Raw genomic sequence first — 26,297 nt, forward strand, 5'->3', positions numbered from 1 at the left:
CTACGCGGCCGGGGCTCTCGCCTCCGACACGCCTCCCGATCGTCGCACCTACTGGCCAGTAGCTGGTAATGGCTGCCACGTTTCGGAAATTAATTTTCACCATACGAGAGGTGGCCGCTTCGACGGCACCCGGCCACTCCACAGGCCGGACCCTCTCCACCCGCACGGAGCCACCACGGACAGAAAAGGGCAGAAACGGGCACCACGTGGCCTGCGGGAGAGGCGGGGGAAACAGGATGCGGTCCGTGAACGACATGGCCAGTGAACGACATGGCCAGTGAACGACATGGTCCGTGAACAAGAACAGACCCGCGCCACCGGAGGGTGACGCGGGTCTGTCTTCCAGGTCAAGCGGCACCGACCCGCCATGCTCGCCTCGCGGCAAGTGGTCGCTCGAAGCGACGAAGGTTGGGCCCGGGGGCTTGGATCGAGCCGGTGCCGACACCAGGCTAACAAAGACCTCGCAGAAGTGATTCCTGAAGAGCACGCCGGTTCGGAAAACGTTTCTCCCGGCGGTGCCCCAGCTCCTCGGCCCAGCCCCTCAGCAGGCCCTGAGCCCCGTCCCAGCCCCGTCCCAGCCCCTCAGCCTCGTCTCAGTCCCTCAGCAGATCCGGGACGCCCTCCTCGTCGGGCAGGTCCCGCTCCCCCGAAACGACCGTGAGCTGCTGCGTCGCGCGCGTCAGCGCCACGTACAGCACGCGCAGGCCGGCCGGGGACTCGTCCGCGATCTCGGCGGGCGAGACGACCACCGTGGCGTCGTACTCCAGGCCCTTCGCCTCCAGGCTGCCCAGCGCCACCACCCGCTCGCCGAGATCGGCGAGCCAGTCGCGGGCCTGAGCCCGGCGGTTCATCGCGACGACCACACCCACCGTGCCGTCCACCTCGGCCAGCAGCCGCCGCGCCTCCTCGCGCACCGCCGCGGCCAGATCGCCGCCCCGCACGGTCTCGAAGCGCGGCTTCACGCCGGTGGAACGCACGGCGGCCGGTGACTCCATCCCGGGCATCGCGAGCGCCAGGACCTTCGAGGCCAGCTCGGCGATCTCCGCCGGGTTGCGGTAGTTGACCGTGAGGGTGAAGCGGCGGCGCGGCCGGTTGCCGAGCGCCTCGTCGCGCGCGCGGGCGGCCTCGTCCGGATCGGACCAGGAGGACTGCGCCGGGTCGCCGACGATCGTCCAGGTCGCGTGCCGGCCACGGCGGCCCACCATGCGCCACTGCAGGGGGGTGAGGTCCTGTGCCTCGTCAACGATGACATGCGCGTACTCCGTACGCTCCGCGGCCAGCCGCTCGGCCCGCTCGCGCTGGGTCTCCTCGCGCTGCGGCATCAGTTCCTCCAGGCCGGAGAGCTGGTCCAGCGGGTCGAGTTCGCGCTTCTTCTTCGGTCGGTGCGGAGTGCCGAGCAGCGTCTGCAACTCGTCGAGGATCGCGACGTCGTGTACGGAGAGCGGCCCGTTCCCCGCGCTGTCGAGCCGCTTCAGGGAGCGGGCGAGCCGACGCACCTCGCCCTGGTTGAGGACCCGGCGCGACCAGCGGCCGAGCCGCTTCTCGTCGGCCATGGCGGCGAGCACCCCGCGCGGGGTGAGCTCGGGCCACCAGGCGCCCAGGAAGTCGAGGAAGGGCGTCTCGGTGGAGACGTCCTCGTCGAAGGAGGAGCGCAGCTCGGCGGCGAGCTCGGGGTCGGTGTAGCGGCCCCGGCCGGAGGACTTGTTCCACAGGGCGTCCAGGAGCAGCCTGCGGGCGCGCGGGCGCAGCAGGTTGACCGGGGCGGTGCCACCGAGCACGGACTGCCGGATGCGGTGCAGCTCGTCGGCGTTCAGTTCGACGCGGGCGCCGAACGCGACGACCCGCAGCCGGGTCGGCGTGACCGGCGCCTCCTCGGCCACGTCGCCGAAGGACAGCTGGCCGGCCCGGTCCGCCGCCCTGTGCGGGGTACCGGGCTGTTCCAGTGCGCCCCGCGCCGCCTTGCGCAGCACCTGGAGCATGCGGGAGGAGCCCTTGATCCGGGCGACGGCGGGTTCGTCGTAGGTGGTGGCGCCCTCGATACCGGCCGCCTCGTCCGAGAGCGAGCCGACCGCGCGGATCGCGACCTGCCCCTCTTCGCCCAGCGACGGCAGCACTCCTTCGGTGTACGCGACCAGCAGCGGCGTCGGCGAGACGACGAGGATGCCGCCCGCGTAACGCCGCCGGTCCTGATAGAGGAGGTACGCGGCACGGTGCAGGGCGACGGCGGTCTTGCCGGTGCCGGGACCGCCGGAGACCTCGGTGACGGACGCCGCGGGGGCGCGGATCACCAGGTCCTGTTCGGCCTGGATGGACGAGACGATGTCGCGCATGGTGTGGCTGCGGGCCTGGCCGAGAGCCGCCATGAGCGCGCCGTCGCCGATCACGGGCAGCGTGTCGCCGCCCAGGTGCGCGGTCAGCTCGGGACGCATCAGGTCGTCCTCGACCCCGAGGACCTTGCGGCCCTTGGAGCGGATGACCCGGCGGCGCACCACCCTGCCCGGGTCCTTGGGCGTCGACCGGTAGAACGGTGCGGCGGCCGGTGCGCGCCAGTCGATGACCAGCGGCGCGTAGTCGGCGTCGAGAACCCCGATCCGGCCGATGTGCAGCGTCTCCGCGATGTCGGCGGAGTTGTCCTCGCGCACGGCGTCGTCGGCCGGTTCGACGGAGGTGTACGCGCCGTCCGGGCCGCGTTCGCCGTCCTTGCCGAGCAGCAGGTCGATCCTTCCGAAGAGGAAGTCCTCGAACTCGCTGTTCAGCCGGTTGAGATGGATTCCGGCCCGGAACACCTGGGCGTCCCGCTCGGCCAGCGCTCCGGGCGTACCGACCTGGCCGCGCTTGACGGCGTCACTCATAAGAAATTCCGCTTCGTGGATCTTCTCTTCGAGACGGCGATACACCCGGTCGAGATGTTCCTGCTCGACACCGATCTCCCGGTCCCGCATCGAATCGACAGCGGAATCCTGCGCGGCCACCGAGGCCCCTTTCTGACGTGCATTGGGCAGCCGTCAACCCTATGCGAAGTGGGGCCCGCCGCGCACCTGCGGCACGTGTCGAACCCGTCTTCCGCCGGTACGGCCTCCGGCGGCGGAGCGAACCCGTCCTCCACAGGTACGGCCTCCGGCTGCGGGCCTGCCCCGCCCGGCCGGACCTGTTGCCGGTACTCCCACGCCCTTGCTCACGGGGCTTCCGCTTCCCCTGCCCCGCCCGTGACCGCGCCACCGGCCGCGTCCTCGACCGCCGAGGCCGCCACGCCCGCCACGTCCCCCACGTCCGCCACGTCCGCCACGTCCGCCACAGCCGCCACGTCCGCCACCCGGCGCCGGTGCCGGGCCACCCGCTCACGGTTCCCGCACACCTCGCTGGAGCACCAGCGTCGTCGGCGCCCGCGCGAGGTGTCCAGGTAGAGGTGGCGGCAGTGGTCGGCCTCGCAGCGGCGGAGTCCGGCCCGGGCCACGGGGTCGGTCAGGAGTTCCACGACGTCGCGGGCCACGGCGGCCAGCAGGGCCCCGCATTCGGGGTCGGCGCTCAGTGTCCGCACCAGGGTGCCGCTGGTCCCGCGCACGGCCCGCAGCCCCGGTGGTGCGGCCGCGGCGAGCGCGTTGACCCACTCCAGGGCGCTCTCGGCCCTGCGTCCGGCGAGCTCGGCGGTCAGCAGCCGGTCGACGCCCGTCCTCAACTGCCAAAAACGCACCACCCAGGTGTCGTCCACCGCGTCGAGACGGGTGCCGCTCGGCACGAGTCCGGCGGCCACCAGCCAGTCGGCGAGCCGATCGGCGCCGTCGAGCAGTTCGCATGCGCCGAAGGTGCCGGCCCCGGTGGCCAGCAGATCCAGGCACGGGCGGCCGGAGTCGAACCGCTGGTCGTTCGTGCTCTTGCCCGCCGCCATGGGCGTCTCACCGCCTCGGGGTCTCCGATCGGGGTCCGTCCCAGAGTGCTCCTCGTGGGACGGACCCGGAACCCCCTCCGCCCCGCCGGACGCGGGGCCCGTACGGTGTCCTGATGGTCGCCGATCCCCGTACCGCCAGCCTCACAGCCGGACCGCTCCTGCTCCGGCCCTGGCTGCCCGACGACGCCCCGGCAGTGGTCGAGGCGTACCGCGATCCCGCGATGCGCGCCATGTTGCGCACGCTGGTCACGGACGAGGCGGAGGCGCAGCAGTGGCTGCGGGTGCAGCAGGAGGGCCGGGAATCCGGCAGCCGCTTCAGTTTCGCGGTCGTCGATCGCGATCGCTCCGGCGAACTGGTCGGCAATGTGGCGCTCACGTACACCGCGGCGGGCTCCGGCGCGGAGGTCGGCTACTGGACGGCGGCGCGGGCGCGCGGGCGCGGCATCGCGTCGCTGGCTCTCGGGGCGCTCACCGACTGGGCGTTCGAAACGTTCGCCGGGGACGGCCTCGTGCGGCTGGACCTGCTGCATCAGGTGGGCAACGAGGCGTCCTGCCGGGTCGCGGAGAAGAGCGGATACGGCTTCGCGGAGGTTCTTCCCGTTCGGCCGCCCTGGCTGCGGGAGGGACACCGGCATGTGCGGCTGCGTACCGGAGGCACCCGCCCGCCGGCCGAGCCGTCGGCGTCCACCGTCGCGGACATCTGCCCCGTGCGGTGACCCCGTGCGGTGGTTCGGGAACGCCCCCGACCGGCCGTCATCCCATCGGCGGGCCGTCGTGCAGGATCCGCTGGAACAGCCGGTGGTCGCGCCACTCGCCGTTGATGTGCAGGTAGCGCGGCGCCATGCCGTACTGCTCGAAGCCGCACTTGGCGAGCACCCGCTGCGACGCCACGTTGTCCAGCACCGTCCCCGCCTCGACCCGATGCAGGCGCAGCTCGTCCCGGGCCAGTTCACAGATCCGCGACACGGCGGCCGTGGCCAGCCCGCGGCCGGCGTACGCGACATCGACCCAGTAACCGAGCACCGCGCTGCGGAACGGACCGAGCACCATGCCGTTGAGGTTGAACCCGCCCACCACACGGTCCTGCTCGTCGGCCAGCACCCACGGCATCACGCGCCCCGCGTCGCGGTCCGCGAGCAGTGCGGCCAGCCGCTCCCGCTGCCCCTGCTCGGTGTAGAAGGCATCGGGCCGCACGGGCTCCCAGGGCTGCATATAGGCGCGGCTGCGGGTCAGGGCGGCGGCAAAGGAGGCGGCGTCGTCCGACGTGGTGGGGCGGAGCCGCACCTCCGCGTCGAGGCGGTGAGGAGCACTGATCATCCCTCCACGCTATACGGCCCTCAGTTCGACGCACGCTCCGCGGCCAGGCCCGCCAGGCGGTCGAAAGTGCCGGTCAGGACCGCCCGTCTCTCCTCCTTGTACCCGGGAGCCGGCTCCAGACCGTCGATGCTCCCCTCCCACACGTCCATGAAGGTCTTCTTCCAGCGCTCGACCACCGCCGTGTCCGGCACCGTCGCGCCGACGTACCCCTGCTCCGCGATCAGGCACAGCAGCTCGATGGTGCACGGCACGGTGACGCCCCAGTAGTCGTCGGGCTCCAGGCCGACCGGATCCCCGGCCATCGCCTCCTCGATCTCGGAGACGAGCCGCCCGGTGATGTCCGCGAGGTGATCGGCGGCCGTGTCGTCGTCGAAGTTCCCTCTCCCCCAGGTGCCCATGGAGCCCCCTCCCGTCGGTCGTCCGGTGTCTGCTCCCGTTCTAGCAAGGGGGACTGACATCGGGGCGGTCCGTCGCCGGGTCCACCGCCGTATCCGCCGCCGGGTCCAGCGCCAACCGGTAACCGCGCTTGACGACGGTCTGGATGAGGCGGGGCGCGCCGAGCGCCGTACGCAGCCTCGCCATGGCCGTCTCCACCGCGTGTTCGTCCCTGCCGCTGCCCGGCAGCGCGCGGAGCAGGTCGGCGCGGGCCACCACCCAGCCCGGCCGCCGGGCCAGGGCGTGCAGCAGGGCCATTCCGGCGGGTGACACCGGACACGGTGCGCCGTCGACGAGCACGGCGTGGCCGCGGATCTCCACCTGGTGCCCGGCGACCGGCAACGCGCCCGCTCGGGCGGGCAGTTCGTCGCACAGGAGTTGGACGAGCGGGGCGAGCCGGAAGCGCTCCGGCTGGACGGTGCCGATACCGCGGGCCTGGAGCGGCGAGGCGGTGACCGGCCCGACGCAGGCCACGAGGACGTCGTCCCGCAGGGCGCTCAGCAGCTCCGGGAGCAGCCCGCGCTTCTCGGCCCGGCCGAGGAACGAGGCGGCGGCGGGGGCGCTGGTGAAGGCGAAGGCGTCCAGGTCGCGGGCCAGGGTGCTGTCGAGGAGCCGGTCGAGCGGGGCGATGTCCTCGGGTTCCACCCAGCGGTAGACGGGTACGGCGACGACCTCGGCGCCCGCGGCGCGGAGCGACTCGATGAAGCCGGGGAGGGGTTCGCCGTGCAGTTGGAGGGCGATGCGGCGGCCCTCCACGCCTTCGCCCAGGAGCCGGTCCAGCACTTCGGCCATGGACTCGGAGGCGGGTGACCATTTCTCGGTCAGTCCGGCGGCCCGGACGGCCCCCTTGACCTTGGGGCCGCGGGCCAGCAGTTCGGTGCGGCGCAGGGTCTCCCGCAGCCGGTCACCGAGCCCCCAGCCCTCGGCGGCCTCGATCCAGCCCCGGAAGCCGACCGCGGTGGTGGCGAGGACCGTGTCGGGGACGAAGTCCACGATCTCCCGGGTGGCGGCGAGGAGTTCGCTGTCGTCGGCGAGCGGCACGATCCGCAGGGCGGGTGCGTGCAGGACGGCGGCGCCCCGCCGCCGCAGCAGGTTGCCGAGTTCGTCCGCACGGCGTGCGGCGGTCACCCCGACCGTGAAACCCGTCAGGGGCCCGTGCTGTACGTCGTCGCGCATAGGGTCTACCGGCTCTCGTCCCGCGTCCGCCCGATGAATGCCGAGCACCGAGACTGCCAACGAAGCATGACAGGCTTGGTTCATCCACATTTCTCAGCCGTTACGCCACGTGACGCCGGCTGGTCGCCCCCAGCTTCGCGCAGCCGGGCAACGGCTTCGCGGGAGCAACGTCCGGGTGGCGAAGGTATACCGCCCAGGTGGTGGGGCAACGCCCGCCGAGGAAGACGTGGCAAGGACCGGAAGGCCACCGTCCGCGTGCGGGCCCGGGGCCGTCGGCGCCCATGGCGCGAACCGGGGCCCGGAGCCCGTCAACGCCCGTGCCGCGAACCGGTGCCCAAGGCCCCGTCAACGCCCGTGCCGCGAACCGGGGCCCGGGGCCGCCGTGTCCTTCCGTCGTCCGGCCGCGCCGTTCGGCCACAGCCGCGGGGAGCGCTTCGCCGCGATGTCCTCGATCCAGCCGACCGCCGGGATCGTCAGTGCCAGCAGCGGCCAGACGAGGCCGAGGGTCAGTGCCGAGTACGAGGCCGCGATGTACGCACCGAAGCGGTCGCCGACGTACGGGATGTTCCACAGCTGGTCGATGATCACCTCGGTGGCCATGATGAGCAGGTTGTGCCAGAGGTAGATCGTCACGGCGCGGTTGTTGGCGAGGGTGATCAGCCCGTCCCACCGGGCCGCTCTGCCGGGCAGTCGGCTCCAGGACGGTGCGTACTGGAGCAGGATCACGCAGAAGCCGAACGACCAGGCCGCCTGGGCGAGCGGGATCTCGTCGAGGTTCCAGCCCTCCTCGGTGAGGTGCCCCGAGGCCCACCACAGCCCGAACGCCATGACGAACGCGGCGAGCGAGACGGTCAGATAGCGCGGAGTCCTCTTCAGGAAGCCGTCGTGGTGGGCGAAGCCGAGAATCCAGCAGGAGCCGAACACCGCGAAGTCGACGAGTCCTTCCCCGGTCCCGCCGGGAACGGTGACCAGCCCGGTGCCGATCACGGCGGTGAGGCCGATCGGGGCGAGCAGGGTCGGCCAGGGCAGGCGGCGGAAGGCCCTCAGCAGGAGCGGTGAGGCGAGGACGAACCACAGGTAGGCCCGGAGGTACCAGAGCGGGCCCACGGCCTGCTCGGCCCAGGACTCCTCCAGGAAGCCGCCCGGCGATCCGCTCGCCCAGGGGTAGGGAGGGGTGTGGAACGGAACGAGATAGCAGCCCAGTTCGACGAACCACCGGATGCCCTCCTCCTTCACGGGCTTCCAGCCGAGCAGGAACATCACCGGGACGACGACCGCGGCGAACGCCCACATCGGGGGCAGCAGCCTGCGGAGCCGGCCGCGGATCACGTCCCGTGCCGGCCGGGCCAGCGAGCGCGCCATCAGCGAGCCGGCCAGGGCGAACATCACGCCCATGGAGGGAAACAGGACGGTGAGCCAGGCCCAGCCGAGGACGTGGAAGGCGACGACGCGTACGAGAGCGACGGAGCGCAGCAGGTCGAGATACCGGTCCCGGCCACCGGGCCCCGCGACCGTCGATGGCGCTGCGGCCTCCGCGACCGTCGATGGCGCTGCGGCCTCCACGACCGTCCGTGGCGCTGCGGCCTCCGCGACCGTCCGTGGCGCTGCGGCCTCCGCGACCGCCGGTGGCGTCGCGGCCTCCGCCGACGGCCGGGCGGACGGCACCTGGACCCGTCCCGGGAGAGGGACCGTCCGCTGCCCGCCCGTGGGCCGCTGTGGGTGCGCGGAGTCGTGGCTCATGCGACGGGCCTGCGGTCATCGCTCCGACGCCGGTCCGGCAGCGTGCCGGGCACATCCACGACGCCGGTTCGGCGCAGCTTCTGCCAGCGGAGCCGGCCGCCGGTGAGCGCCGTGATCCAGGACTGGAGCAGCACCACGTACATGAGCTGCCGGTAGAGGATCTGCTGGAGGGGCAGCGAGACCAGATGCCGCACGGGCTCCCGGTCGAGCCGGAAGGCGTACGCGGCGCAGACGCCCTGCACCGCGAGGACGCCGAGCCAGGCGAGGACGGTCTTCTGGGTGGGGCCGAAGAGGAGCCCGTACAGCAGGAAGAGGTCGATGAGCGGGGCGAGCAGCGGGGCGACGACCGTGAACAGGGCGACGAGGGGCAGCCCGACGCGTCCGAAGCGCCCGGACGGGCCGCGTTCGACGACGGCACGGCGGTGCTTCCAGATCGCCTGCATGGTGCCGTACGACCACCGGTAGCGCTGCGACCACAACTGCCGCACGGTCTCCGGGGCCTCGGTCCAGGCGCGGGCGTCCTCCGCGTAGACGACCTGCCAGCCGTCGCGGTGCAGGGCCATGGTGACGTCGGTGTCCTCGGCGAGGGTGTCCTCGCTCATGCCGCCGATCCGGTCCAGCGCTTCCCGGCGGAAGGCGCCGACCGCGCCGGGGATGGTGGGCATGCACCGCAGGAGGTCGTACATCCTGCGGTCCAGGTTGAAACCCATCACGTATTCGATGTGCTGCCAGGCACCGATCAGCGAGTCGCGGTTGCCGACCTTGGCGTTCCCTGCGACGGCGCCGACGCGCGGGTCGGCGAAGGGCTGGACCAGTTCGCGGACGGTGGAGGGTTCGAAGACGGTGTCGCCGTCCATCATCACGACGATGTCGTGACGGGCGTGCGCGAGGCCGTGGTTGAGGGCGGCGGGCTTTCCGGCGTTGCTCCGGCGCAGGACGCGCACCCGGGGCAGCCGCATCGCCTCGACGAGGTCGGCGGTGCCGTCCGTGGAGCCGTCGTCGATGACGACGATCTCGACGGGGTGGTCGCTCGCCACCAGGGAACGCACGGTGTTCGCGATGCACGCGCGTTCGTTGTACGCGGGTACGAGCACCGAGACCGGACGGGTGAGCGCCGGACCCCGGCCGAACCCCTTGCGACGGACCTTGCGGGCGTGCAGGAAGGACAGCAGCAGCATCAGCCCGAAGCGGGCGAGGACGAGCGCGCCGATCACCGCGAGCCCCACCGCCAGGACGTCGGTGATGTGCTCCGAGAGACTCACGGCGCAGAGGAACGCCTTGCCCCTCCAGAGCGCGAATCCGGTGACCGGGGTGTGCGCGCTGGGGGCGCCGAGCGCGGTGGTGAGGTTGGTGAACTCGTAGCCCCGCTGCTGCATCCGCGGCAGGAACGCGTCCAGGGCGGCGACGGTCTGGGACCTGTTCCCGCCGGAGTCGTGCATCAGGACGACCGCGCCCCTGCCGCCCTCGGGGGTGGCCCGCGCGATGATCGCGGGGACGCCCGGACGCTTCCAGTCCTCACTGTCGGTGTTGTTGACGACGGTGAGGTAGCCGCGGCTACCGACGTACCGGGCGACGGGCCAGGACGTGTTGTCCATGGCGTCGGCGAACGAGGAGTAGGGCGGCCGGAACAGGGACGTGCGGATGCCGGCCGCGCCCGCCAGCGCCAGTTGGTTCTGGGAGAGTTCCCAGTCGATACGGGAGTGCGACTGGTAGGACAGGTCGGGGTGGTCGAAGGTGTGCAGCCCGACTTCGTGCCCCTCGTCGACCATGCGCCGTACGAGTTCCGGGTAGCGCGAGGCCATCGTCCCGGTGATGAAGAAGACGCCGTGCGCGTGGTGCTTCTTCAGTGCGTCGAGGACCTTCGGCGTCCATACCGGGTCGGGTCCGTCGTCGAAGGTGAGCACGATGCGGTGGTCGGGGATGCTCAGCGAGCCGGCGGGCCGGGTGGTGCTCCGGGCGTCGATGACCGGGCCGCCGTCGAGGATCGCCTCCGGCACCCGGTCGGTGGCCGCCGGGGGCCGGACCCGGTGGTCGGCGAGGATTTCGCTGTGCACGTAGCCGCGCAGCATCAGCATGGCGAGCAGGGCAACGAGGAGCAGCGGCGGCAGCAGGCGGCGCATGGAGAATCTGCGCCGGCCGCCCCGCTTCCCCGGGTTGCGTCTGCCCCGCGGGGCAGGGGAGGTCATCGATGGGTGCTTTCTCACTCGTGCGCGGCGGGTTCCGGGGACTGGGCCGGCGGAGGTGTGCTGTCCGTGGGCGAAGCCGAGGGTCCGGCGGACGGAGCCGCGGTGTCGACGGGCGGCACGGGGGCCGAGGTCGCCGGGTCGGGCTTCTTGCTGCCGCCGGTGACGCCGTGCGCCTCGGGCGGTACGACGGGCGCGGACGACGGGGCGTCCTCGCCGGGGCGGGCCGCGGCGCCGGCGGTGCTGCCGCTGCCGCCGGACGGTGTCGCGGCGCCGCCGGGTGTGGCGGCGGCGGTGGTGGTGCGGCCGGACGCGCTGCCGGGCGGGGACTGCTCGCCGGTGCCGCCCGTCGGTGCGGGCGGCGCCTGCACCACGTCCGCGTTCTTGTGCGCCTCCGGTCCGGAGAGCGGCAGCCACGGGGCGCTCGAACTGCCGCCGATCAGGGCGACGGCCAGCGTCGCCGCATAACAGGCGCAGGCCACGCCGATGACCCAGCCCAGACGCCTGAACGTCTTGCTGCGCCGTCCGCTCTCGTCGACGAAGACGGGGCCGTCCGAGCCTTCCGGTGCGCTCGGCTGCGCGGTCAGCTCGGAGAGCTGCCGACCCATGCCGTCGAGCTGGACCGTGACTTCGTTCGACTCGTGTGTGTGCCCCGAACGGGCACCTTCACGCCAGGTTTCCACAGGTGTACGCACTTCCCCCACTCAAGGATCGGGTGCGCACGACTGTCCGAATATGTGCTTCCGGATCGGGCCCCCACCCTGTCCGCACCCCCGCCCCATTGCACCCGGGCGAAGGATTCAGCACACGCCAATGGCATTTCTTTCCCTCGATCAGGTGTATTTCAGCATCAGAGTTGCGTCGGCCTCCGGCAGCCAGCTATCGCCGGGCCGCACCATCCAGCCCTCCTCGGAACCCAGGTGGGCCGCGGCTTCACGCAAGGCGTCGAGGCCGGGGTGGCGCAGCCCCTTGCGCCAGACCATCAGGAGCGGGGAGAGCGGTACGGGCCGGACCAGCGGACGCATCACGGTGCCCGGCACCGGAGGAAAGTCGACCACGCAGAGAACCGGCTGCCTCGCCTTCGCCATGATCCGTTGAAATTCGGCCACGCCGATCGCGAGAGGGGTGGGCGGCGCCAGTTCGATGCCCCACTCGGCGAAGAGCAGCCGGGCGAAGTCCGTCCACTCCTCGGTGCGCGGATTTCCGGCGCCCGCATAGACGGTCTGGTCGGCCAGGTCGCCCGGTGTGACGACCTCGTGCGCGGCGAGGTGATGATCGGCGGGAAGCAGAACGGCCATCGGCTCGTACCGCACCGGTTGCACGCCGAGCCGCGCCCGCACCGCGGGGTCGAGTCCGGCGGCGCGGCCGAAGGAGACATCGAGCCGTCCGGCGAGGATCTCGCCCGCGGCCCAGGTGAGTCCGCTCTCGAAACGCGCCATCAGTTCGCACGCCGGAGCCAGCTCCCGCGCACGGGCCAGTACGCGGGCGGCCGTCATCCCGTCGGTGTTGAGATCGACGAAGAGCGGCCGGGCCGCGGGGTCGGCGAAGGCCGCGGCCAGATCGGCATGCGCCTCCAGCACCCGCCGGGCGTACGGGAGGAGCCGCTCCCCCTCGGCGGTGAGGGCGACCTGCCGCGTGGTCCGTACGAACAGCTCCGCGCCCAGCTCGCGCTCCAGTCGCCGGACGTCGCGGCTCAGTGCCTGCTGGGCGATGTAGAGACGAGCGGACGCGCGGGTGAAGTGCAGTTCCTCGGCGACGGCGACGAAGGCGCGGAGCAGCCGGGGGTCGGTATGGCGGTGCGTCGGGATGCCGGGGTCGGCGGCGGAAGAGGAGGAGGACACAGCCGGGAATTTACAACACAGGTGCGTCAATGGCCACGGAGAAGGTGTTGGACCCCGCGGACCGCACGCCGCGAGGGTTGATCCATGCCGTACGAGACACCCCCGCGCACCAAGCCGCTGCTCGCCGTCTCCGGAGACCGGCTGGTCATCGCCCCGCGCACCGCCGCCACCCGGCCGGCGCCCACCAACCCGTACCGGCGGCTGCTCGCCACGCCGGGCGCCCGCGCCTTCACCGCGGGCAACCTCATCGCCCGGCTTCCCATGGGCATGTTCAGCGTCAGCGCCGTGATCATGATCGCCGGTTCGCGCGGTTCGTACGCCCTGGCCGGTGCCGTCACCGCGACCGGTCTCGTAGCGACCGCCGTGGTCGCGCCCTGGACGGCCCGGCTCGTCGACCGGTACGGACAGGCCCGGGTCGCCGTGCCCGCCACCGCGATCGCCGCGCTCGGCTCGCTCGCACTGCTGCTCTGCGTGCACTACAACGCCCCGGCCTGGACGCTCTTCGCCTGCTACGCCGCGACCGCCACCACCCCCAACACGGGCGGGATGTCCCGGGCCCGCTGGGCCCATCTGCACCGGGGCGACCCGGCCGCCCTGCACACCGCGAACTCCTTCGAACAGGCCGCCGACGAGCTCTGCTTCATGCTCGGCCCGGCCCTCGCCGCCCTGTTGTGCGCGGGACTCTTCCCGGAGGCCGGCACGCTCGTCGGAGCGATCCTGCTGATGACCGGTGTGCTGGTCTTCGCCGCCCAGCGCGCCACCGAACCCCCGGTGGCACCCCGCACCCACGCGGGCTCCCCGCTCCGCACCCCGGGCATGCCGGCGCTGCTCGCGACCTTCCTCGCCACCGGTGCGGTCTTCGGCGCGATGGAGGTCGTCACGATCGCCCACGCCGGGGGCGCGATCCTGGCCCTCCAGGCGGCCGGATCGTGTGCGGCGGGGCTGCTGTACGGATCGCTGCGCCCGGCCGCGGCCATCCGGCGCCGGCTGCTGGGCTGCCTGGCGGGAATGACGGCGCTGATGTCCGTGCCGCTGCTCGCCGTCTCCTCGACCGGTTCGCTGGCCGCCCTCGCGGGCGCGCTGCTGCTGGCCGGTGCGGCAACGGCCCCGACCATGGTCACCGGTATGACGCTGGTGCAACGCCTCACCCCCGAAGGCCAGTTGAACGAAGGAATGACCCTCGCCGTGACCGCGCTGCTGGGCGGGATCGCCGCAGGATCGGCGACCGGCGGCTGGACGGTGGAGCACATGGGGCAGGTGACGGGTTTCGCCCTACCGGTGTGCGCGGCCGGGCTGGCCCTGGTCGTCGCAGCGGTCGGAATCCGCGCTCCCCGGAGCTGACACCCCAACCCTGCGGGCCGGACCGCACTACGGATCACCTCCGTACGGCCCGCCCCCGCCGCCGTCACTTCCGGGTGCGCGGGCAGGTCTCCCGGAACTCGGCGTCCGGCACCCGGCGCTCCCATTCCATACGGGTGAGCCCGCCGCCCGCGACCCGGCACGCCATCTTGATGGTGTCGGCCGCGATCTGCGGATAGTCGCCGAGATCCCAGACGAAGCCGGTGCCCCCGCTCGACGTGACCATGGTCCGTCCGCGCGGCCCGCCCAGGACGACGTCGTCCACAGCCTTGCTGTGGCCGCTGAACGAATAGGCCAGATAGGGGTGTTCACGGTCCGCGACGCTCCACAGGCGTACGGCCCCGTCGTCCGCCGCACCGGCGAGCAGAGCGCCGTCGGGGTGGAAGACCAAGTGGCGCATGTTGGGGATCAGCGGGCCGCCCACGGAGACCTCACCCAGCTTCCCGGGTCTCCGACCGGGGCGCGCGTCCCACAGATGCACCGGAATCTCGTCCCGGTCGGAGAAGGAGATGCTGTCGACGGCCGCCACGGCGTCCCCGGCGGGGGCGAAGGCGGCCACCGAGCCGGGATACCGGTAGCCGTCGGACAGCACGCGTGTTTCTCCGGACCTGATGTCCCACAGCTCGATCTCCCGTCCGGGGACCAGGACGTGGCGGCCGTCCGGGCTGAAGGAGACGGCGCGGATGGGGGCATCGGAGCGGGAGGCCGTCTCCGACGGATGTGCGGGATCGGTGACGTCCCACACACGGATCCGCTTCAGATCGTTCAGGACGAGCAACGGCGCGTCGGGGGCGAAGGCGAGCGAGGGGCCCAGCCCACCGTTCGCACCGCGCAGGGTGGACACGAATCGGGGGTGGGCCCGGTCGGTGACGCTCCACAGGGTGACCCGCCGGTCGTAGTCCACGGCGGCGAGCAGGGTGCCGTCACCGCTGAGGGCGACATCGGCGATGCTCCGGCCGACACCGGCATCGGCATCGGCCCCGGGGGGCCGCACGGCGGAGAGCCTGCGGGGTTTCGCCGGATCGGACAGATCCCACAGGGCGACCTGCGAACCCCAGGACGCCGCGAGCGTCGTCCCTTCCGACGACAGAGCCAGTTTGTTCGCCTGCGCGACCGGCCCCAGGACGGCCAGTTGCTGGAGGTCGGCCATGTCCCAGCGGATGGTCTCCCCGTCGATGCCGGAGAACGAAACCAGCGAACGGCCGTCCGGGGCGAAGGCCGTCGCATCGACGTGGTACCGGTGCCCGGTCAGCCGGAACAGCTCCGTCATGTCCTGCGGCTTGCTGACGTCCCACAGCGCGACGGTGTCGTCCCAACTGCCCGTCGCCAGGCGGCGACCGTCCGGGGAGAACGCGAGGGAGGCGACCCGGTCCGCGTGGGCCGCCCGTTTCCGCTGCTCCTCGGGGTGGCGCGGCGAGGAGATGTCGATCAATGTGATCTGGCGGTCGTCGGCCGCGGCCAGCCGTTTCCCGTCCGGACTGAACGCCACCGCATCGCTCGCGGCCTCCACCGGGCTCAGGAAACGCGGCCGGTCCGGAGCGGTGACGTCCCAGAGTGCTGTCTGGCCGCCCACGGTGGCGAGGAGCCGGCCGTCCGGGCTGAACAGCAACTGGTCCGTGTCCACCGGCCTCTCGTAGGTCCCTTCGACGACCGCGAGACGGCGCGGACGCGTCGGGTCCACAAGGCTCCACAGCACCAGCGTGCCCCGCGCCACATACGTCGACCAGCCGGTCGCCGCGAGCAATGTGCCGTCCGGGCTCAGGGCCACCGTGTCCGGTGCGCCGGTCGGACCGTCCACACGTACCGTCGCCAACGGGCGCGGCCTCACGCCCTCGCGGATGCCGCCGACGTCCCACAGCTTCACCGCGTCGGCGCCGCAGGCGGCGGCGACCAACCGGTCGCCGGGGCCGCCGAAGGCCACACCGCTGCCGCCCTTCTCCGGCGCCCCGCAGGCCAACCGCGCCGACGGCGTACGCGGGACGGGGGTGCGGCCGGTGTCCCACAGCGACAGGCGCGCGGGATCCGTCTCCTTCGTGGCCAGGGTCCGCCCGTCGGCACTGAACCCGGCCCCGCTCGTGGTCCGCACCGGCAGCTCCGAGGCGCCGCGGAACGGATTGCGGGCCAGCGTGTCGAAGAGCCGGTGCCGGGAATCACCGCTGGGCTGGAGGGCGTGCGCGGCCAGACCCAGCCGCAGCGCGGTACGGGGATCGGACTCGCTCAGGTTGCCGGCCTCCGCCAGCAGCGCGCGGGCCGTGGCCACCCGCTGCTGCGCCTCGGCGTTCCGCTGCTGCCGTACGGCGACGACGGCGGCGACCAACGTCAGGCACAGGGCGACGGCGACAGCGGCCAGGGCCCGTTGCAGCAGCTTCGTCCGGCGCCGCTCGCGGTGCTGCTCCCGCTCGGCCACTTCCTGCGCGGCGGCCAGGAACTCCCCTTCCCGCTCGGGCAGTACGGACTGCTCGGTCAGGTCCAGCACCGCCTGGAGCCGGCTGCCCCGGTAGAGGAACGCCGTGTCGCGTCCGGCCGTCTCCCACTCCTCGGCGGCCGTGCTCAGCTGCTGGCGCAACAGCAGGGTGGCCGTGTCCTCCTGGATCCACCGGCGCAGCCGGGGCCACGCCCGCAGCAGCGCCTCATGAGAGATCTGCGCGGTGTCCTGGTCCACGGTCAGCAGCCGCTTCCCGGCGAGCAGATCCCGGATCTCCCGTGACCCGTCCGGCAGCGCGGCCAGCGGAACCCGGTGGCGTACGACGGCGGCGCCCCCGTCCGGCGGGAGGTACACCAGGCGCAGCAGCAGCTCCCGCATCATCCGCCGGCCGTCCTCGTCCAGCGATCGGTGCAGTTCCTTGGTGGTGGCGGCCACCGAACGCCAGATGCCGCCGGTGGCCTGATAGCCGGCGAGGGTGAGCCGGACCCCGCTGCGGCGCAGCCACGTCTCCCGCAACACGTGCGCCAGGAACGGCATCGCCGCCGCCGCGTCGCCGGGGGACCGGCCCGCCCGCAGATCGTGCAGCAGCCGGTCCGTCAGTCCCTTCTCGATGACCAGGCCGACGGCGCCGGCCGGGCCCTCCACAGCCGCGCGCAACTCCCCGGCGCGCAGCGGGGGGACGGTGAGCTGGGCGCGGGCCAGGGCGTGTTCGAGCTCGGGGTGGTCCAGACAGCTGCCGTAGTGGTCGGCGCGCAGACCGAGCACGACCCGGGGGCGCGGCCCCGGCCCGTCACCGGCGAGCACGGCGACGAACCCGGCGCGCTCGGCGGGGTCGTGGCACCGGGTGAACATCTCCTCCAGCTGGTCGACGACCAGCAGCCGGCAGGCCGCCCGCCCCGGCAGCGGCTCCGGGAAGCGGCCGTCCGCCAGTGCGTCCCGTACCTCGTCTGCGGACCGCCCGGTGGCCCGGGCCCACGCCTCGGCGAGCCTACGCATCGGGTGTGCGCCGGGCGCCGGAAGCAGCAGTGCCGGGCGGACCGGGGAGTCGGCCGCCAGGCCCGCGAGCAGCCCGGCGCGCAGCAGGGACGACTTGCCCGTACCGGAGGCGCCGACGACCAGCACCACCCGGCCGTCCTCGTTCTGCTGCTCGACGAGCCGGATCAGCCGGGCGGCGAGCTGCTCGCGCCCGAAGAAGTGGGCGCTGTCCTCGGTGCGGTACGGCTCCAGGCCGGGATAGGGGCAGGGCAGGTCGGCGGGCGGCTCGACCGGGGCCACCGGATCCGGGTCGCCGGTGCGGTAGACGCTGTTCCGGGCGAGGAGGAGCGAGCCGAGCGTGCCCTCGCTCTGCCGGGCGGGGCTCACTCGCGGGTCGTCCGCGAACTCCCGGTCCAGCGCGGCGTGCAGCCGGTCCGGGGTCAGCCACGGCGGGCCCGCCGGGTCGCCCGCGTCGAGCAGGCTCAGCAGTCGCCCGCTGAACAGGGTGTGCCGCTCGCCCTCGGGGGCGAAGGAGAGCGCGTAGTGCGAGGACGACGTGAGCAGGAAGCTGCCCGGGGGCCGGGCGGAGGCGAAGGGCTGCCGTGCACCGCCGTCCGCCCGAGGCGTGGCGCCGCGCCCGGAGAAGCAGCAGTCCAGGACGACCAGACTGCCGTGGGCCGGCTCGCCCAGCAGATCACGCAGGGTGCGATAGGCGACGGCCTGCGCGATGTTCCGGTCGGACCGGGTGGCCCGGGTGGCGAGGTACAACTCGTCACCGGGTCCGAGCAGCCCGTGCCCCACATAGAAGAGGAGTACGGGCCCGTCGGCGGCGGCGGCCTCCTCGACGGCCGCGATCACCTCGGCGGCACCGGCGTGCGGCGGCACGCGCGTGAGCTGCTCGGGGGCCATGCCGCAGGCCGTGAGCAGGGTGTGCTGGAGGTCGTCGAGCGTCGTATCGACCGACGGCAGGCCGGCGAGCGTCGATTCGCGGACGTGGATGCCCGTGCCGACGAGCACCGCGCGGACCCCGGGGGCGCTCAGGTCACCCGTCATGCCCGGGGGCCGGGGAGTCGGCGTCCCCCGGCGGACGTACCAGCCGCTCGGCGAGGGCCGCGGCCTCCTCGGGGCTCAGCGCACGGGCCCCGCGGGAGGAGAGGGTGATCTCGGTGCCGTCGGGGCGCCGCACGGTGACCGTCCAACTGCCCCGGCGCGTCTGCACCCAGGCGACCAGGGCCCCGGCGAACACGGCGGCGACCCCGCCGGGCTCCAGCACCGCCACCGCCGCGTCCATCACCGGGCCCATCGCCCCGTCCGGGATGTCGTCCGGCTCCCGCTCCAGGCGGTCGACGCGGCCCTTCAGAGCGGGCTCGGCCCGCAGCCACCGCAGCAGCTCGGCAGCGCCACCGGCGTCCGCTCCTCCGTCATCGGTGCGCACGGTCATGACCAGACGCATTTTTTCCCCCGTCGGACGTCCCTCGGGGCGGCACCGCCCCCGCCCGTCCCCAGCATGCCGCACCGGGATCACGGACGAGGCGGATTCGGCCGGGTTCCCGGGACGGACAGGGCTCGTGTGCCGACGGGGCCACTCACGGTGCAGGAACAGGAGCAGGACGAACGGGACAGGGCCGGCCCCACGTGCCGGGCACTCCGGGGTGCCCGGGCATGAAAAAAAGCCTCCGCCCCGCGAGCGGACTCGCGGGGCGGAGGCTTTCACATGGGAATTGTGGAGATGGCGGGAATCGAACCCGCGTCCAACGGTGCAGAATCAGGGCTTCTCCGTGTGCAGTTCGCTGCGCTTTTCTCAGCCCCGGAGATCACGCGAACAAGTCTCCGACGGGCTCAGTCACTGTTTGATTTCCTTCCAGGCCCCGTGACCGGGTCTAGAAGTTTAGATCCCTTGATGATGCCAGGATCCGGGTCGGGATCACCCCCGGGCTGACACTTCGCAAGTCGCTACTTAGGCAGCGAGGGCGAAGGAATCGCGCTTGGTGTTGGCGATTATTGGTTGCGACATATGGTTTACGAGATCATTGCCGCTTCCTCGACACGCTTCCCCTGCTTCGACATCCGCTGTCGAAACCGATCATCCCCATGTTGTGTTTTCAATACGCGCACCCGCTGTGAGGTGCAGTGCCATCGTACGTGACCAACACGCGACGATGCCAGCCTATTCCTGACCGCCCGCCCCGAGCGCTTCCCGGCCCTGTCCGTCGCGGCCCGTCCCGGTCCCGGGCGCGCCCGCTCCGGTTACGCGCTGCGCTGGCGCCGACGCGCTGCCGAGACCGCGCGGTTGGTCTCCCGCAGGTCCTGCTTCTCCCGCAGGGTCTGCCGCTTGTCGTACTCCTTCTTGCCCTTGGCAAGGGCGATCTCGACCTTGACCCGGCCGGCCTTGAAGTACAGCGCGAGGGGCACGATCGTGTGTCCCGTCTCGCTCGACTTCGACTCCAGCTTGTCGATCTCGGCCCGGTGCATCAGCAGCTTGCGCTTCCGCTTGGCCGAGTGGTTGGTCCAGGTCCCCTGCACGTACTCCGGGACGTGGATGTTGTGCAGCCACGCCTCGCCCCCGTCGATCTGGACGAAGCCGTCCACCAGGGAGGCCCTGCCCAGGCGCAGCGACTTGACCTCGGTCCCCATGAGCACGAGGCCGCACTCGTAGGTGTCGAGGATGTGGTAGTCGTGCCGCGCCTTCTTGTTCTGCGCGATGAGCTTGCGCCCTGTGTCCTTTTCCTTAGCCATAGTGCGGCCATTTTCGCACTACGACCCACCCCCGAGGCCACTCAATACTGTCTCGGCCCGCCGCTCGGCCCCGGAGCCGACCGCGAGGTCCGGGGTGATGCCCCGGCCGTCGACGCTGCGGCCCGCCGGGGTGCGGTAGTGCCCGACGGTCAGCTCGGCCACCGCGCCACCCGGGAGCTTGCTCGGCATCTGCACCGACCCCTTGCCGAAGGTGCGCGATCCGACGGTGACGGCGCGTCCCCGGTCCTGGAGCGCGCCGGTCAGCAGCTCGGCGGCGCTCATCGTGCCGCCGTCGACGAGGACGACGAGGGGCCGGGCCGTGTCGCCGCCCGGCTGCGCGTAGAGGGCGCGCTGCTCGCCGTGCACGTCGTACGTGGCGACCAGGCCGCCGTCCAAGAAGGCGGAGGCGGCGGTGACGGCCTCGGTGACCAGACCGCCGGAGTTGCCCCGCAGATCGAGGAGCACGCCGGCGCCCGCCGGCGCGTCCCGGACCGCGTCGCGGACCTCTGCACCCGAGCCCCTGGTGAACGAGTCGACCTCGATCAGTACAGCTGCGGAGGAATCGGAACTGTCCGGTCCGATCTGTCGTACGGTGACGGCCTCGGTACTGAGCCTGGCCCGGTGCAGCGTCTCGGTCCGCCGGGCGGCGCCCCGCTGGATGCCCAGCACGACGGTGGTGCCCGCGGCGGCCTCCGTGCGGTCTCCGCGCAGCAGGGCGACGGCCTCGGTGATGGGGAGTTCGTCGATACGGCGGCCGTCGATCGTGCGGAGCAGGTCGCCCGGCTCGATGCCGGCCCGGTCGGCGGGGCCGCCGGGCTGGACCCGGGCCACCTCCACCCGCCCGTCGGCGGAGCGTTCGGCGGCGATCCCGACGCCGGTGTACGAGCCGTCGAGGGCCTGCTCGAACTCCTCGTACTGCCGCTCGTCGTACACGGCACCCCAACGGTCGCCACTGCCGCTGACGGCCTTCTCGGCGGCCTCCGTGCCGGACTTGCCGTCGGCCACGGCTCGGGCGGCGGCGTCGGCCACCGCGTCGCCGTCGACGGTGGAGGCGACCGAGCGGGTCGCCAGGTCCGCGGACTTCGCGCCGCCGTGCGGCAGGGAGCCGGTGGCCGCCGCGGTGGCCAGCACACTCGCGAAAACCAATGTCAGGGCCGCCCCGCGGCGCACACCGCGGGGCCCGGAACACTGCGTGGGGCCCGACATGGCGTCGAGTCTAGGACAACGCCCCTGTGACGCACGGCAGGTTGGCCGCACGTCACAGGGGCGCTTGTCACACCTTGAGGTACTTGCGGAGCGCGAAGAGCGCGGCAATGGCGGGCATCAGCAAGCCGATTGCCAGGACCAGGGGCAGCTTGGTGAAGACCGCGTCCCAGCCGATGAAGTCGATCAGATTCAGCTTGCTCTGCAGCGCCAGACCGCTGTCGATGAGGAAGTACCGGCCGACCAGCAGCATCACGCAGGCGAGCACACCACCGATGAGGCCGGCGAACGCGGCCTCCATGATGAACGGCATCTGGATGTAGAAACCGGAGGCCCCGACGAGCCGCATGATGCCGGTCTCGCGCCGTCTGCTGAACGCGGACACCCGGACGGTGTTCACGATCAGCATCAGCGCGATGATCAGCATCAGCGCCATCACGGCGAGCGCGGTCACATTCATGCCGTTCATCAGCTCGAAGAGGTTGTCCAGGAGGGATCTCTGGTCCTGGACGGACTGCACCCCGTCACGGCCGGCGAACGCGGTGGCGACGACCTTGTACTTCTTCGGGTCGTGGAGCTTGACCCGGAACGACTCCTGCATCTGGTCCGGCGTGATGTTGCTCGCCATGGGCGTGTCGCCGAACTGCTGCTGGTAGTGCTTGTACGCCTGGTCGGCCGACTCGTACGTGACCGTGTCGACGACCTTCATCTTGTGGAGATCGCTCTCGATCTCCTTCTTCTGCTCCGTGGTGACAGCGCCCTTGGCGCACTTGGGCGTCGAGGTCGCATCGCTCTTGCTGCACAGGAAGATCGAGACGTTGACCTTGTCGTACCAGTAGTCCTTCATCGTGCTGACCTGCTCGCGCATGAGCAGCGCGCCGCCGAACAGGGCGAGCGACAGGGCGACGGAGACGACGACGGCGAAGGTCATCGTGAGGTTGCGACGGAGGCCGACGCCGATCTCCGACAGGACGAACTGGGCGCGCATGGCGTCCTTTCAGTGCTCGATGCTCAGTGCTGGTAGCCATAGACGCCGCGGGCCTGGTCGCGTACGAGACGGCCCTTGTCCAGCTCGATGACGCGCTTGCGCATCTGGTCGACGATGTTCTGGTCGTGCGTCGCCATGATCACGGTGGTGCCGGTCCGGTTGATCCGGTCCAGCAGCTTCATGATGCCGACGGAGGTCTGCGGGTCGAGGTTGCCGGTCGGCTCGTCCGCGATCAGCAGCATGGGACGGTTCACGAACGCCCGCGCGATCGCCACGCGCTGCTGCTCACCACCGGAGAGCTCACCGGGCATCCGGTCCTCCTTGCCACCGAGGCCGACCAGGTCGAGAACCTGGGGCACCGCCTTGCGGATCTCACCGCGCGGCTTTCCGATGACCTCCTGCGCGAACGCCACGTTCTCCGCGACGGTCTTGTTGGGCAGGAGACGGAAGTCCTGGAAGACCGTGCCCAGCTGGCGGCGCATGTGCGGCACCTTCCAGTTGGACATGCGCGCGAGATCCTTGCCCAGGACGTGGACCATGCCCTGACTGGCGCGCTCCTCGCGGAGGATGAGTCGCATGAAGGTGGACTTGCCGGAGCCGGAGGAGCCCACCAGGAAGACGAACTCGCCCTTCTCGATATCGAGAGACACATCCCGTAGAGCGGGACGGCTCTGCTTCGGGTAGGTCTTGGAGACGTTGTCGAATCTGATCACGGATGCACCACGGTCGGCCGGGAGTAGGTGTGCGTGACCATACGCGAACCGGGCTGACGCGTGCAGGCGAGCGTCCGAGGATGGGTGTTTTATGGCGGAACGGCACCGGTCGGAGGCGTGGCCGAAGTGCCGTGGAACGGGTGCTGTCCGGCGGGCCGCGCCGAAATCCGCGCGAGCTGGCACAGTGGGAGGGGAACGGTTGCGTTTCCGTGAGCGTTGTGCGGAGAGAAGGCATAATGCGGCTCCGCCGCGCGGGAGGAGGAAAGCGCATGACCTATGACCGACTGGTGTGCGCGAACTGCGCGGCGCCGGTGAGCGAGGGCCGTTGCCCCGTGTGCCGGGCAAGCCGCGAGCGGCTGCAGCAGGAACAGGAGCAGGGGATGTTCGCCGGGCTGAGCCCTGTGATGCTGGTGGCCCTGCTGGTGGTGTTGCTGGGCGCGGTGGCGCTGCTGGCGCACCAGACCGTGTAGCCGCGGACCCCGTCCGTCCATCCGCCCGGAAGAGCCCGTAGACGTACGCAGAGGGGCCCGGGATGCCGACAGGCATCCCGGGCCCCTCTGTGCGTGCCAGTGCCGCAGGCGGCCCTTAGGCGACCGTGCGGCCGCTCATCAGGCGCGGCATGACCCGGAAGCCGATGCCTCCGGCGATCATCGTCGCGGCGCCGACCAGCAGGAACGTGGTCTCGGCGGCACCGGTCTCGGCGAGCTCGTCCTTGCCCTTGCCCTGCTCGACCGGCTGGTTGCCGGCCGAGTCGGGGGTGGTGTTGTCCGCGCACTTCGCGCCGTCGAGGTCGACGGTGCAGGTGCCGGCGTCGCCACCGGTGGTGCCGGAGGAGGCGTTACCGCTGGTACCGGACGAAGCACTCCCGGAGGAGCCGCTGCCGGAAGAGCTGCTGCCGGAGGAGCCGCTCCCGGAGGAGCTGCTGCCGGAGGAGCTGCTGCCGCTCGTGGTCTCACCGGTCGACGAGGTCTCGCCCGTCGAGCTGGTCTCACCCGTGGACGAGGTCTCACCCGTCGAGCTGGTCTCACCCGTGGACGAGGTCTCGCCCGTCGAGCTGGTCTCACCGGTCGACGAGGTCTCACCCGTCGAGCTGGTCTCACCCGTGGACGAGGTCTCGCCCGTCGAGCTGGTCTCACCCGTGGACGAGGTCTCACCCGTCGAGCTGGTCTCACCGGTCGACGAGGTCTCGCCCGTGGTCTCGCCCGAGGACGACTGACCACCGACGTCGACACCGCCCGGCTCGCCGCCCTCGCCGTCGAGGCCGGCCTCGACACCCAGCACGCCCTCGTCGACGTGGGCCTTGGCCGACAGCCCGGCAACGTTGACATCGATACCGGCGGCCGACGCCACGCCGGCAGCGGTGAGCGAGGCACCCGCGGCGATCACCGCACCGGCGGCTATCCGCGCGACGCGTACTCGCGTCTTCTTGGTCATCTGCTGCTACCCCCAGTAGCTGTTCTCGTCAGTGGAGCAGCCATATGCGGGCCCCGGCTTCTGCGGGGTTTGCTCCGAACAGCGCCACATGGAGCCGTGGTCATGCCGCCCGCCCCCGTTCACATCCGTCCCAGACATACGCATGCTGCTCTAGCACCCTGTCCACAGTTAAGGACTACGTCAAGGCCGTTCCGTGCAATGTGCACCATTTTGACGGCAGTTGACCGCCAATCAGATTCACGACTGTGACGCACGCACCACGGCACCCGCGCGCATCGGAATCCCGGCTCCGTCCGGGGCCGCGCCGTGACCGTTCCGACGAGAACGGCGGTGCCGGAAACCCGTGGGTTTCCGGCACCGCCGCAACGACCGAAGGACCGCCAACGGGCCTTCGGACCCGACTACTTCTCCCGCTGCTTGCGCCAGCGGATGCCCGCCTCCAGGAAGCCGTCGATCTCGCCGTTGAAGACCGCTTCCGGGTTGCCCATCTCGAACTCCGTACGCAGGTCCTTGACCATCTGGTACGGGTGCAGGACGTACGACCGCATCTGGTTGCCCCAGGAGTTGCCGCCGTCGCCCTTGAGGGCGTCCATCTTGGCCTGCTCCTCCTGGCGGCGGCGCTCAAGGAGCTTCGCCTGGAGGACGTTCATCGCGGACGCCTTGTTCTGGATCTGCGAGCGCTCGTTCTGGCAGGAGACGACGATGCCGGTCGGGAGGTGGGTCAGGCGCACCGCGGAGTCCGTGGTGTTGACGCCCTGGCCCCCGGGGCCCGACGAGCGGTACACGTCGACCCGCAGCTCGGACTCGTCGATCTCGATGTGGTCGGTCTGCTCGACCACGGGCAGCACCTCGACGCCCGCGAAGGACGTCTGGCGGCGGCCCTGGTTGTCGAAGGGCGAGATCCGGACGAGCCGGTGGGTGCCCTGCTCGACGGAGAGCGTGCCGTAGGCGTACGGGATCTGGACGGCGAAGGTGGTCGACTTGATGCCGGCCTCTTCCGCGTACGACGTCTCGTAGACCTCGGTCTTGTAGCCGTGCCGCTCGGCCCAGCGGATGTACATGCGCTGGAGCTTCTCGGCGAAGTCGGCGGCGTCCACACCACCGGCCTCGGCCCGGATGTTGACCAGCGCCTCGCGGGAGTCGTACTCGCCGGAGAGGAGGGTACGGACCTCCATCTCGTCCAGCGCCTTCCTGACGGACTCCAGCTCGGTCTCGGCCTCGGCCAGGGCATCGGCGTCGCCCTCGTCCTGGGCGAGCTCGAAGAGGACTTCGAGATCATCGATCCGGCCGCGCAGAGCCTCGGTCTTGCGGACCTCGGCCTGGAGGTGCGAAAGCTTGCTGGTGATTTTCTGCGCCGCCTCCGGGTCGTCCCAGAGGGAAGGCGCCGCCGCCTGCTCCTCAAGCGCGGCGATGTCCGCCCTCAGCGCATCCAGGTCCAGGACGGCCTCGATCGACCCCATGGTCGAGGAGAGGGACTTCAGCTCTTCGGAAATATCGACGACTGCCACGGGTCCAGCGTAACGGCTGTCGGCACGGACATTCCTCGGGCCGCATGATCACGGCCCCGCGACCCCGGCCGCGACGCCTCGCCGGGGCCGTGCGGCACAGGGGTGCGCCGGGTGTTCCTCCGGTCCCGGCGGCGACCGTGGATCTTCCGGGAGCCCGCGCCAAGGGGCCCGTGGGCCGGGCTTCCCGGGCGGCCGAGCTCCCGGGCGGCGGGGCTTCCCGGACGGCCGAGCTCCCGGGCGGCGGGGCTTCCCAGACGGCCGAGCTCCCGGGCGGCGGGGCTTCCCGGACGGCCGGGCTCCCGGGCGGCGGGGGCCAGGGTTCGGCGCGAGGCCGCTCGCGCCTCACGCGGTGACCGTGTGGCGGGCCTCCGGGCGGGG

Annotated in this window: 20 protein-coding genes and 1 other RNA gene; 3 read left to right on the forward strand and 18 right to left on the reverse strand. The window is 71.8% G+C overall.

What is annotated here, in order from left to right:
• Nucleotides 1–593 precede the first annotated feature (593 nt).
• Nucleotides 594–2,972 (reverse strand): HelD family protein, encoded by a 2,379-nt coding sequence (locus ACFVUT_RS27870; protein WP_389658337.1) that lies wholly within the window; start codon nucleotides 2,970–2,972, stop codon nucleotides 594–596.
• Nucleotides 2,973–3,175: 203 nt separating this feature from the next.
• Nucleotides 3,176–3,886 (reverse strand): CGNR zinc finger domain-containing protein, encoded by a 711-nt coding sequence (locus ACFVUT_RS27875; RefSeq protein ID WP_389658340.1) that lies wholly within the window; start codon nucleotides 3,884–3,886, stop codon nucleotides 3,176–3,178.
• 113 nt (nucleotides 3,887–3,999) lie between these two features.
• On the opposite strand from ACFVUT_RS27875, the gene ACFVUT_RS27880 reads away from it, so the two are divergent.
• Nucleotides 4,000–4,602 (forward strand): GNAT family N-acetyltransferase, encoded by a 603-nt coding sequence (locus ACFVUT_RS27880; RefSeq protein ID WP_389658343.1) that lies wholly within the window; start codon nucleotides 4,000–4,002, stop codon nucleotides 4,600–4,602.
• A gap of 37 nt (nucleotides 4,603–4,639) precedes the next feature.
• Here the strand turns inward: ACFVUT_RS27880 and ACFVUT_RS27885 are convergent, their stop codons facing one another.
• The 7 genes from ACFVUT_RS27885 to ACFVUT_RS27915 all read right to left on the reverse strand — a co-directional run bounded on the left by ACFVUT_RS27885 (nucleotide 4,640) and on the right by ACFVUT_RS27915 (nucleotide 12,578).
• Entirely contained in the window at nucleotides 4,640–5,203 is a 564-nt protein-coding gene (locus tag ACFVUT_RS27885; RefSeq protein ID WP_389658346.1) for a GNAT family N-acetyltransferase, read from the reverse strand.
• Nucleotides 5,204–5,223: 20 nt separating this feature from the next.
• Nucleotides 5,224–5,601: a DUF4259 domain-containing protein gene (locus ACFVUT_RS27890; RefSeq protein ID WP_389658349.1), complete on the reverse strand. Its 378-nt coding sequence runs from the start codon at nucleotides 5,599–5,601 to the stop codon at nucleotides 5,224–5,226.
• Between the two features lie 40 nt (nucleotides 5,602–5,641).
• Nucleotides 5,642–6,814 (reverse strand): uroporphyrinogen-III synthase, encoded by a 1,173-nt coding sequence (locus tag ACFVUT_RS27895; protein WP_389658352.1) that lies wholly within the window; start codon nucleotides 6,812–6,814, stop codon nucleotides 5,642–5,644.
• A 345-nt stretch (nucleotides 6,815–7,159) separates the two neighbouring features.
• Nucleotides 7,160–8,554 carry an acyltransferase gene (locus ACFVUT_RS27900; protein WP_389658355.1) on the reverse strand — a complete coding sequence of 465 codons (1,395 nt, stop codon included), beginning with the start codon at nucleotides 8,552–8,554 and terminating at the stop codon, nucleotides 7,160–7,162.
• Nucleotides 8,551–10,740 carry a bifunctional polysaccharide deacetylase/glycosyltransferase family 2 protein gene (locus ACFVUT_RS27905; protein ID WP_389658358.1) on the reverse strand — a complete coding sequence of 730 codons (2,190 nt, stop codon included), beginning with the start codon at nucleotides 10,738–10,740 and terminating at the stop codon, nucleotides 8,551–8,553. Before ACFVUT_RS27905 ends, ACFVUT_RS27900 begins: the two co-directional genes overlap by 4 nt.
• A gap of 14 nt (nucleotides 10,741–10,754) precedes the next feature.
• On the reverse strand, nucleotides 10,755–11,432 hold the full coding sequence (locus tag ACFVUT_RS27910; protein WP_389658361.1) for a hypothetical protein: 678 nt from the start codon (nucleotides 11,430–11,432) through the stop codon (nucleotides 10,755–10,757).
• Between the two features lie 138 nt (nucleotides 11,433–11,570).
• Nucleotides 11,571–12,578, reverse strand: a complete 1,008-nt coding sequence (locus ACFVUT_RS27915) for a LysR family transcriptional regulator (RefSeq protein ID WP_389658364.1) — start codon at nucleotides 12,576–12,578, stop codon at nucleotides 11,571–11,573.
• 84 nt (nucleotides 12,579–12,662) lie between these two features.
• Between ACFVUT_RS27915 and ACFVUT_RS27920 the strand changes: the two genes are divergently transcribed.
• Entirely contained in the window at nucleotides 12,663–13,919 is a 1,257-nt protein-coding gene (locus tag ACFVUT_RS27920) for an MFS transporter (protein ID WP_389658367.1), read from the forward strand.
• Between the two features lie 64 nt (nucleotides 13,920–13,983).
• Here ACFVUT_RS27920 and ACFVUT_RS27925 read toward each other — a convergent pair whose 3' ends face one another.
• The 7 genes from ACFVUT_RS27925 to ftsE all read right to left on the reverse strand — a co-directional run bounded on the left by ACFVUT_RS27925 (nucleotide 13,984) and on the right by ftsE (nucleotide 22,977).
• On the reverse strand, nucleotides 13,984–18,390 hold the full coding sequence (locus tag ACFVUT_RS27925) for a hypothetical protein (protein ID WP_389658370.1): 4,407 nt from the start codon (nucleotides 18,388–18,390) through the stop codon (nucleotides 13,984–13,986).
• Nucleotides 18,380–18,778: a hypothetical protein gene (locus ACFVUT_RS27930; RefSeq protein ID WP_389671066.1), complete on the reverse strand. Its 399-nt coding sequence runs from the start codon at nucleotides 18,776–18,778 to the stop codon at nucleotides 18,380–18,382. Before ACFVUT_RS27930 ends, ACFVUT_RS27925 begins: the two co-directional genes overlap by 11 nt.
• Before the next feature lie 280 nt (nucleotides 18,779–19,058).
• Nucleotides 19,059–19,428: a transfer-messenger RNA gene (gene ssrA, locus ACFVUT_RS27935) on the reverse strand.
• 156 nt (nucleotides 19,429–19,584) lie between these two features.
• Nucleotides 19,585–20,073 carry an SsrA-binding protein SmpB gene (gene smpB, locus ACFVUT_RS27940; RefSeq protein ID WP_389658376.1) on the reverse strand — a complete coding sequence of 163 codons (489 nt, stop codon included), beginning with the start codon at nucleotides 20,071–20,073 and terminating at the stop codon, nucleotides 19,585–19,587.
• A gap of 18 nt (nucleotides 20,074–20,091) precedes the next feature.
• Entirely contained in the window at nucleotides 20,092–21,279 is a 1,188-nt protein-coding gene (locus tag ACFVUT_RS27945) for a S41 family peptidase (protein ID WP_389658379.1), read from the reverse strand.
• Nucleotides 21,280–21,346: 67 nt separating this feature from the next.
• Nucleotides 21,347–22,264, reverse strand: coding sequence for a permease-like cell division protein FtsX (gene ftsX / locus ACFVUT_RS27950; RefSeq protein WP_389658382.1), 918 nt, complete (start codon nucleotides 22,262–22,264; stop codon nucleotides 21,347–21,349).
• 23 nt (nucleotides 22,265–22,287) lie between these two features.
• On the reverse strand, nucleotides 22,288–22,977 hold the full coding sequence (gene ftsE, locus ACFVUT_RS27955) for a cell division ATP-binding protein FtsE (RefSeq protein WP_389658385.1): 690 nt from the start codon (nucleotides 22,975–22,977) through the stop codon (nucleotides 22,288–22,290).
• A 269-nt stretch (nucleotides 22,978–23,246) separates the two neighbouring features.
• Between ftsE and ACFVUT_RS27960 the strand changes: the two genes are divergently transcribed.
• A complete protein-coding gene (locus ACFVUT_RS27960; RefSeq protein WP_389658388.1) occupies nucleotides 23,247–23,447 on the forward strand; it encodes a hypothetical protein in 201 nt (66 codons plus the stop codon).
• 115 nt (nucleotides 23,448–23,562) lie between these two features.
• Here the strand turns inward: ACFVUT_RS27960 and ACFVUT_RS27965 are convergent, their stop codons facing one another.
• Both ACFVUT_RS27965 and prfB read right to left on the reverse strand, forming a co-directional pair.
• Nucleotides 23,563–24,411: a hypothetical protein gene (locus ACFVUT_RS27965; RefSeq protein WP_389658391.1), complete on the reverse strand. Its 849-nt coding sequence runs from the start codon at nucleotides 24,409–24,411 to the stop codon at nucleotides 23,563–23,565.
• A 401-nt stretch (nucleotides 24,412–24,812) separates the two neighbouring features.
• Nucleotides 24,813–25,919 carry a peptide chain release factor 2 gene (gene prfB, locus ACFVUT_RS27970; RefSeq protein WP_389659506.1) on the reverse strand — a complete coding sequence of 369 codons (1,107 nt, stop codon included), beginning with the start codon at nucleotides 25,917–25,919 and terminating at the stop codon, nucleotides 24,813–24,815.
• Nucleotides 25,920–26,297 lie beyond the last annotated feature (378 nt).

The sequence above is a fragment of the Streptomyces sp. NPDC058051 genome (assembly GCF_042885475.1).
Lineage (GTDB): Bacteria > Actinomycetota > Actinomycetes > Streptomycetales > Streptomycetaceae > Streptomyces.

Bases quoted from the DNA above. Each gene is read 5' to 3' on its own strand.
- ACFVUT_RS27965 (WP_389658391.1), bottom strand. From the start codon at position 24,411: ATGACCAAGAAGACGCGAGTACGCGTCGCGCGGATAGCCGCCGGTGCG.
- ACFVUT_RS27895 (WP_389658352.1), bottom strand. From the start codon at position 6,814: ATGCGCGACGACGTACAGCACGGGCCCCTGACGGGTTTCACGGTCGGG.
- ACFVUT_RS27930 (WP_389671066.1), bottom strand. From the start codon at position 18,778: ATGACCGTGCGCACCGATGACGGAGGAGCGGACGCCGGTGGCGCTGCC.
- smpB (WP_389658376.1), bottom strand. From the start codon at position 20,073: ATGGCTAAGGAAAAGGACACAGGGCGCAAGCTCATCGCGCAGAACAAG.
- ACFVUT_RS27890 (WP_389658349.1), bottom strand. From the start codon at position 5,601: ATGGGCACCTGGGGGAGAGGGAACTTCGACGACGACACGGCCGCCGAT.
- ACFVUT_RS27960 (WP_389658388.1), top strand. From the start codon at position 23,247: ATGACCTATGACCGACTGGTGTGCGCGAACTGCGCGGCGCCGGTGAGC.
- ACFVUT_RS27900 (WP_389658355.1), bottom strand. From the start codon at position 8,554: ATGAGCCACGACTCCGCGCACCCACAGCGGCCCACGGGCGGGCAGCGG.
- ACFVUT_RS27875 (WP_389658340.1), bottom strand. From the start codon at position 3,886: ATGGCGGCGGGCAAGAGCACGAACGACCAGCGGTTCGACTCCGGCCGC.
- ACFVUT_RS27920 (WP_389658367.1), top strand. From the start codon at position 12,663: ATGCCGTACGAGACACCCCCGCGCACCAAGCCGCTGCTCGCCGTCTCC.
- ACFVUT_RS27925 (WP_389658370.1), bottom strand. From the start codon at position 18,390: ATGACGGGTGACCTGAGCGCCCCCGGGGTCCGCGCGGTGCTCGTCGGC.
- ACFVUT_RS27905 (WP_389658358.1), bottom strand. From the start codon at position 10,740: ATGACCTCCCCTGCCCCGCGGGGCAGACGCAACCCGGGGAAGCGGGGC.
- ACFVUT_RS27885 (WP_389658346.1), bottom strand. From the start codon at position 5,203: ATGATCAGTGCTCCTCACCGCCTCGACGCGGAGGTGCGGCTCCGCCCC.
- ACFVUT_RS27945 (WP_389658379.1), bottom strand. From the start codon at position 21,279: ATGTCGGGCCCCACGCAGTGTTCCGGGCCCCGCGGTGTGCGCCGCGGG.
- ftsX (WP_389658382.1), bottom strand. From the start codon at position 22,264: ATGCGCGCCCAGTTCGTCCTGTCGGAGATCGGCGTCGGCCTCCGTCGC.
- ACFVUT_RS27880 (WP_389658343.1), top strand. From the start codon at position 4,000: ATGGTCGCCGATCCCCGTACCGCCAGCCTCACAGCCGGACCGCTCCTG.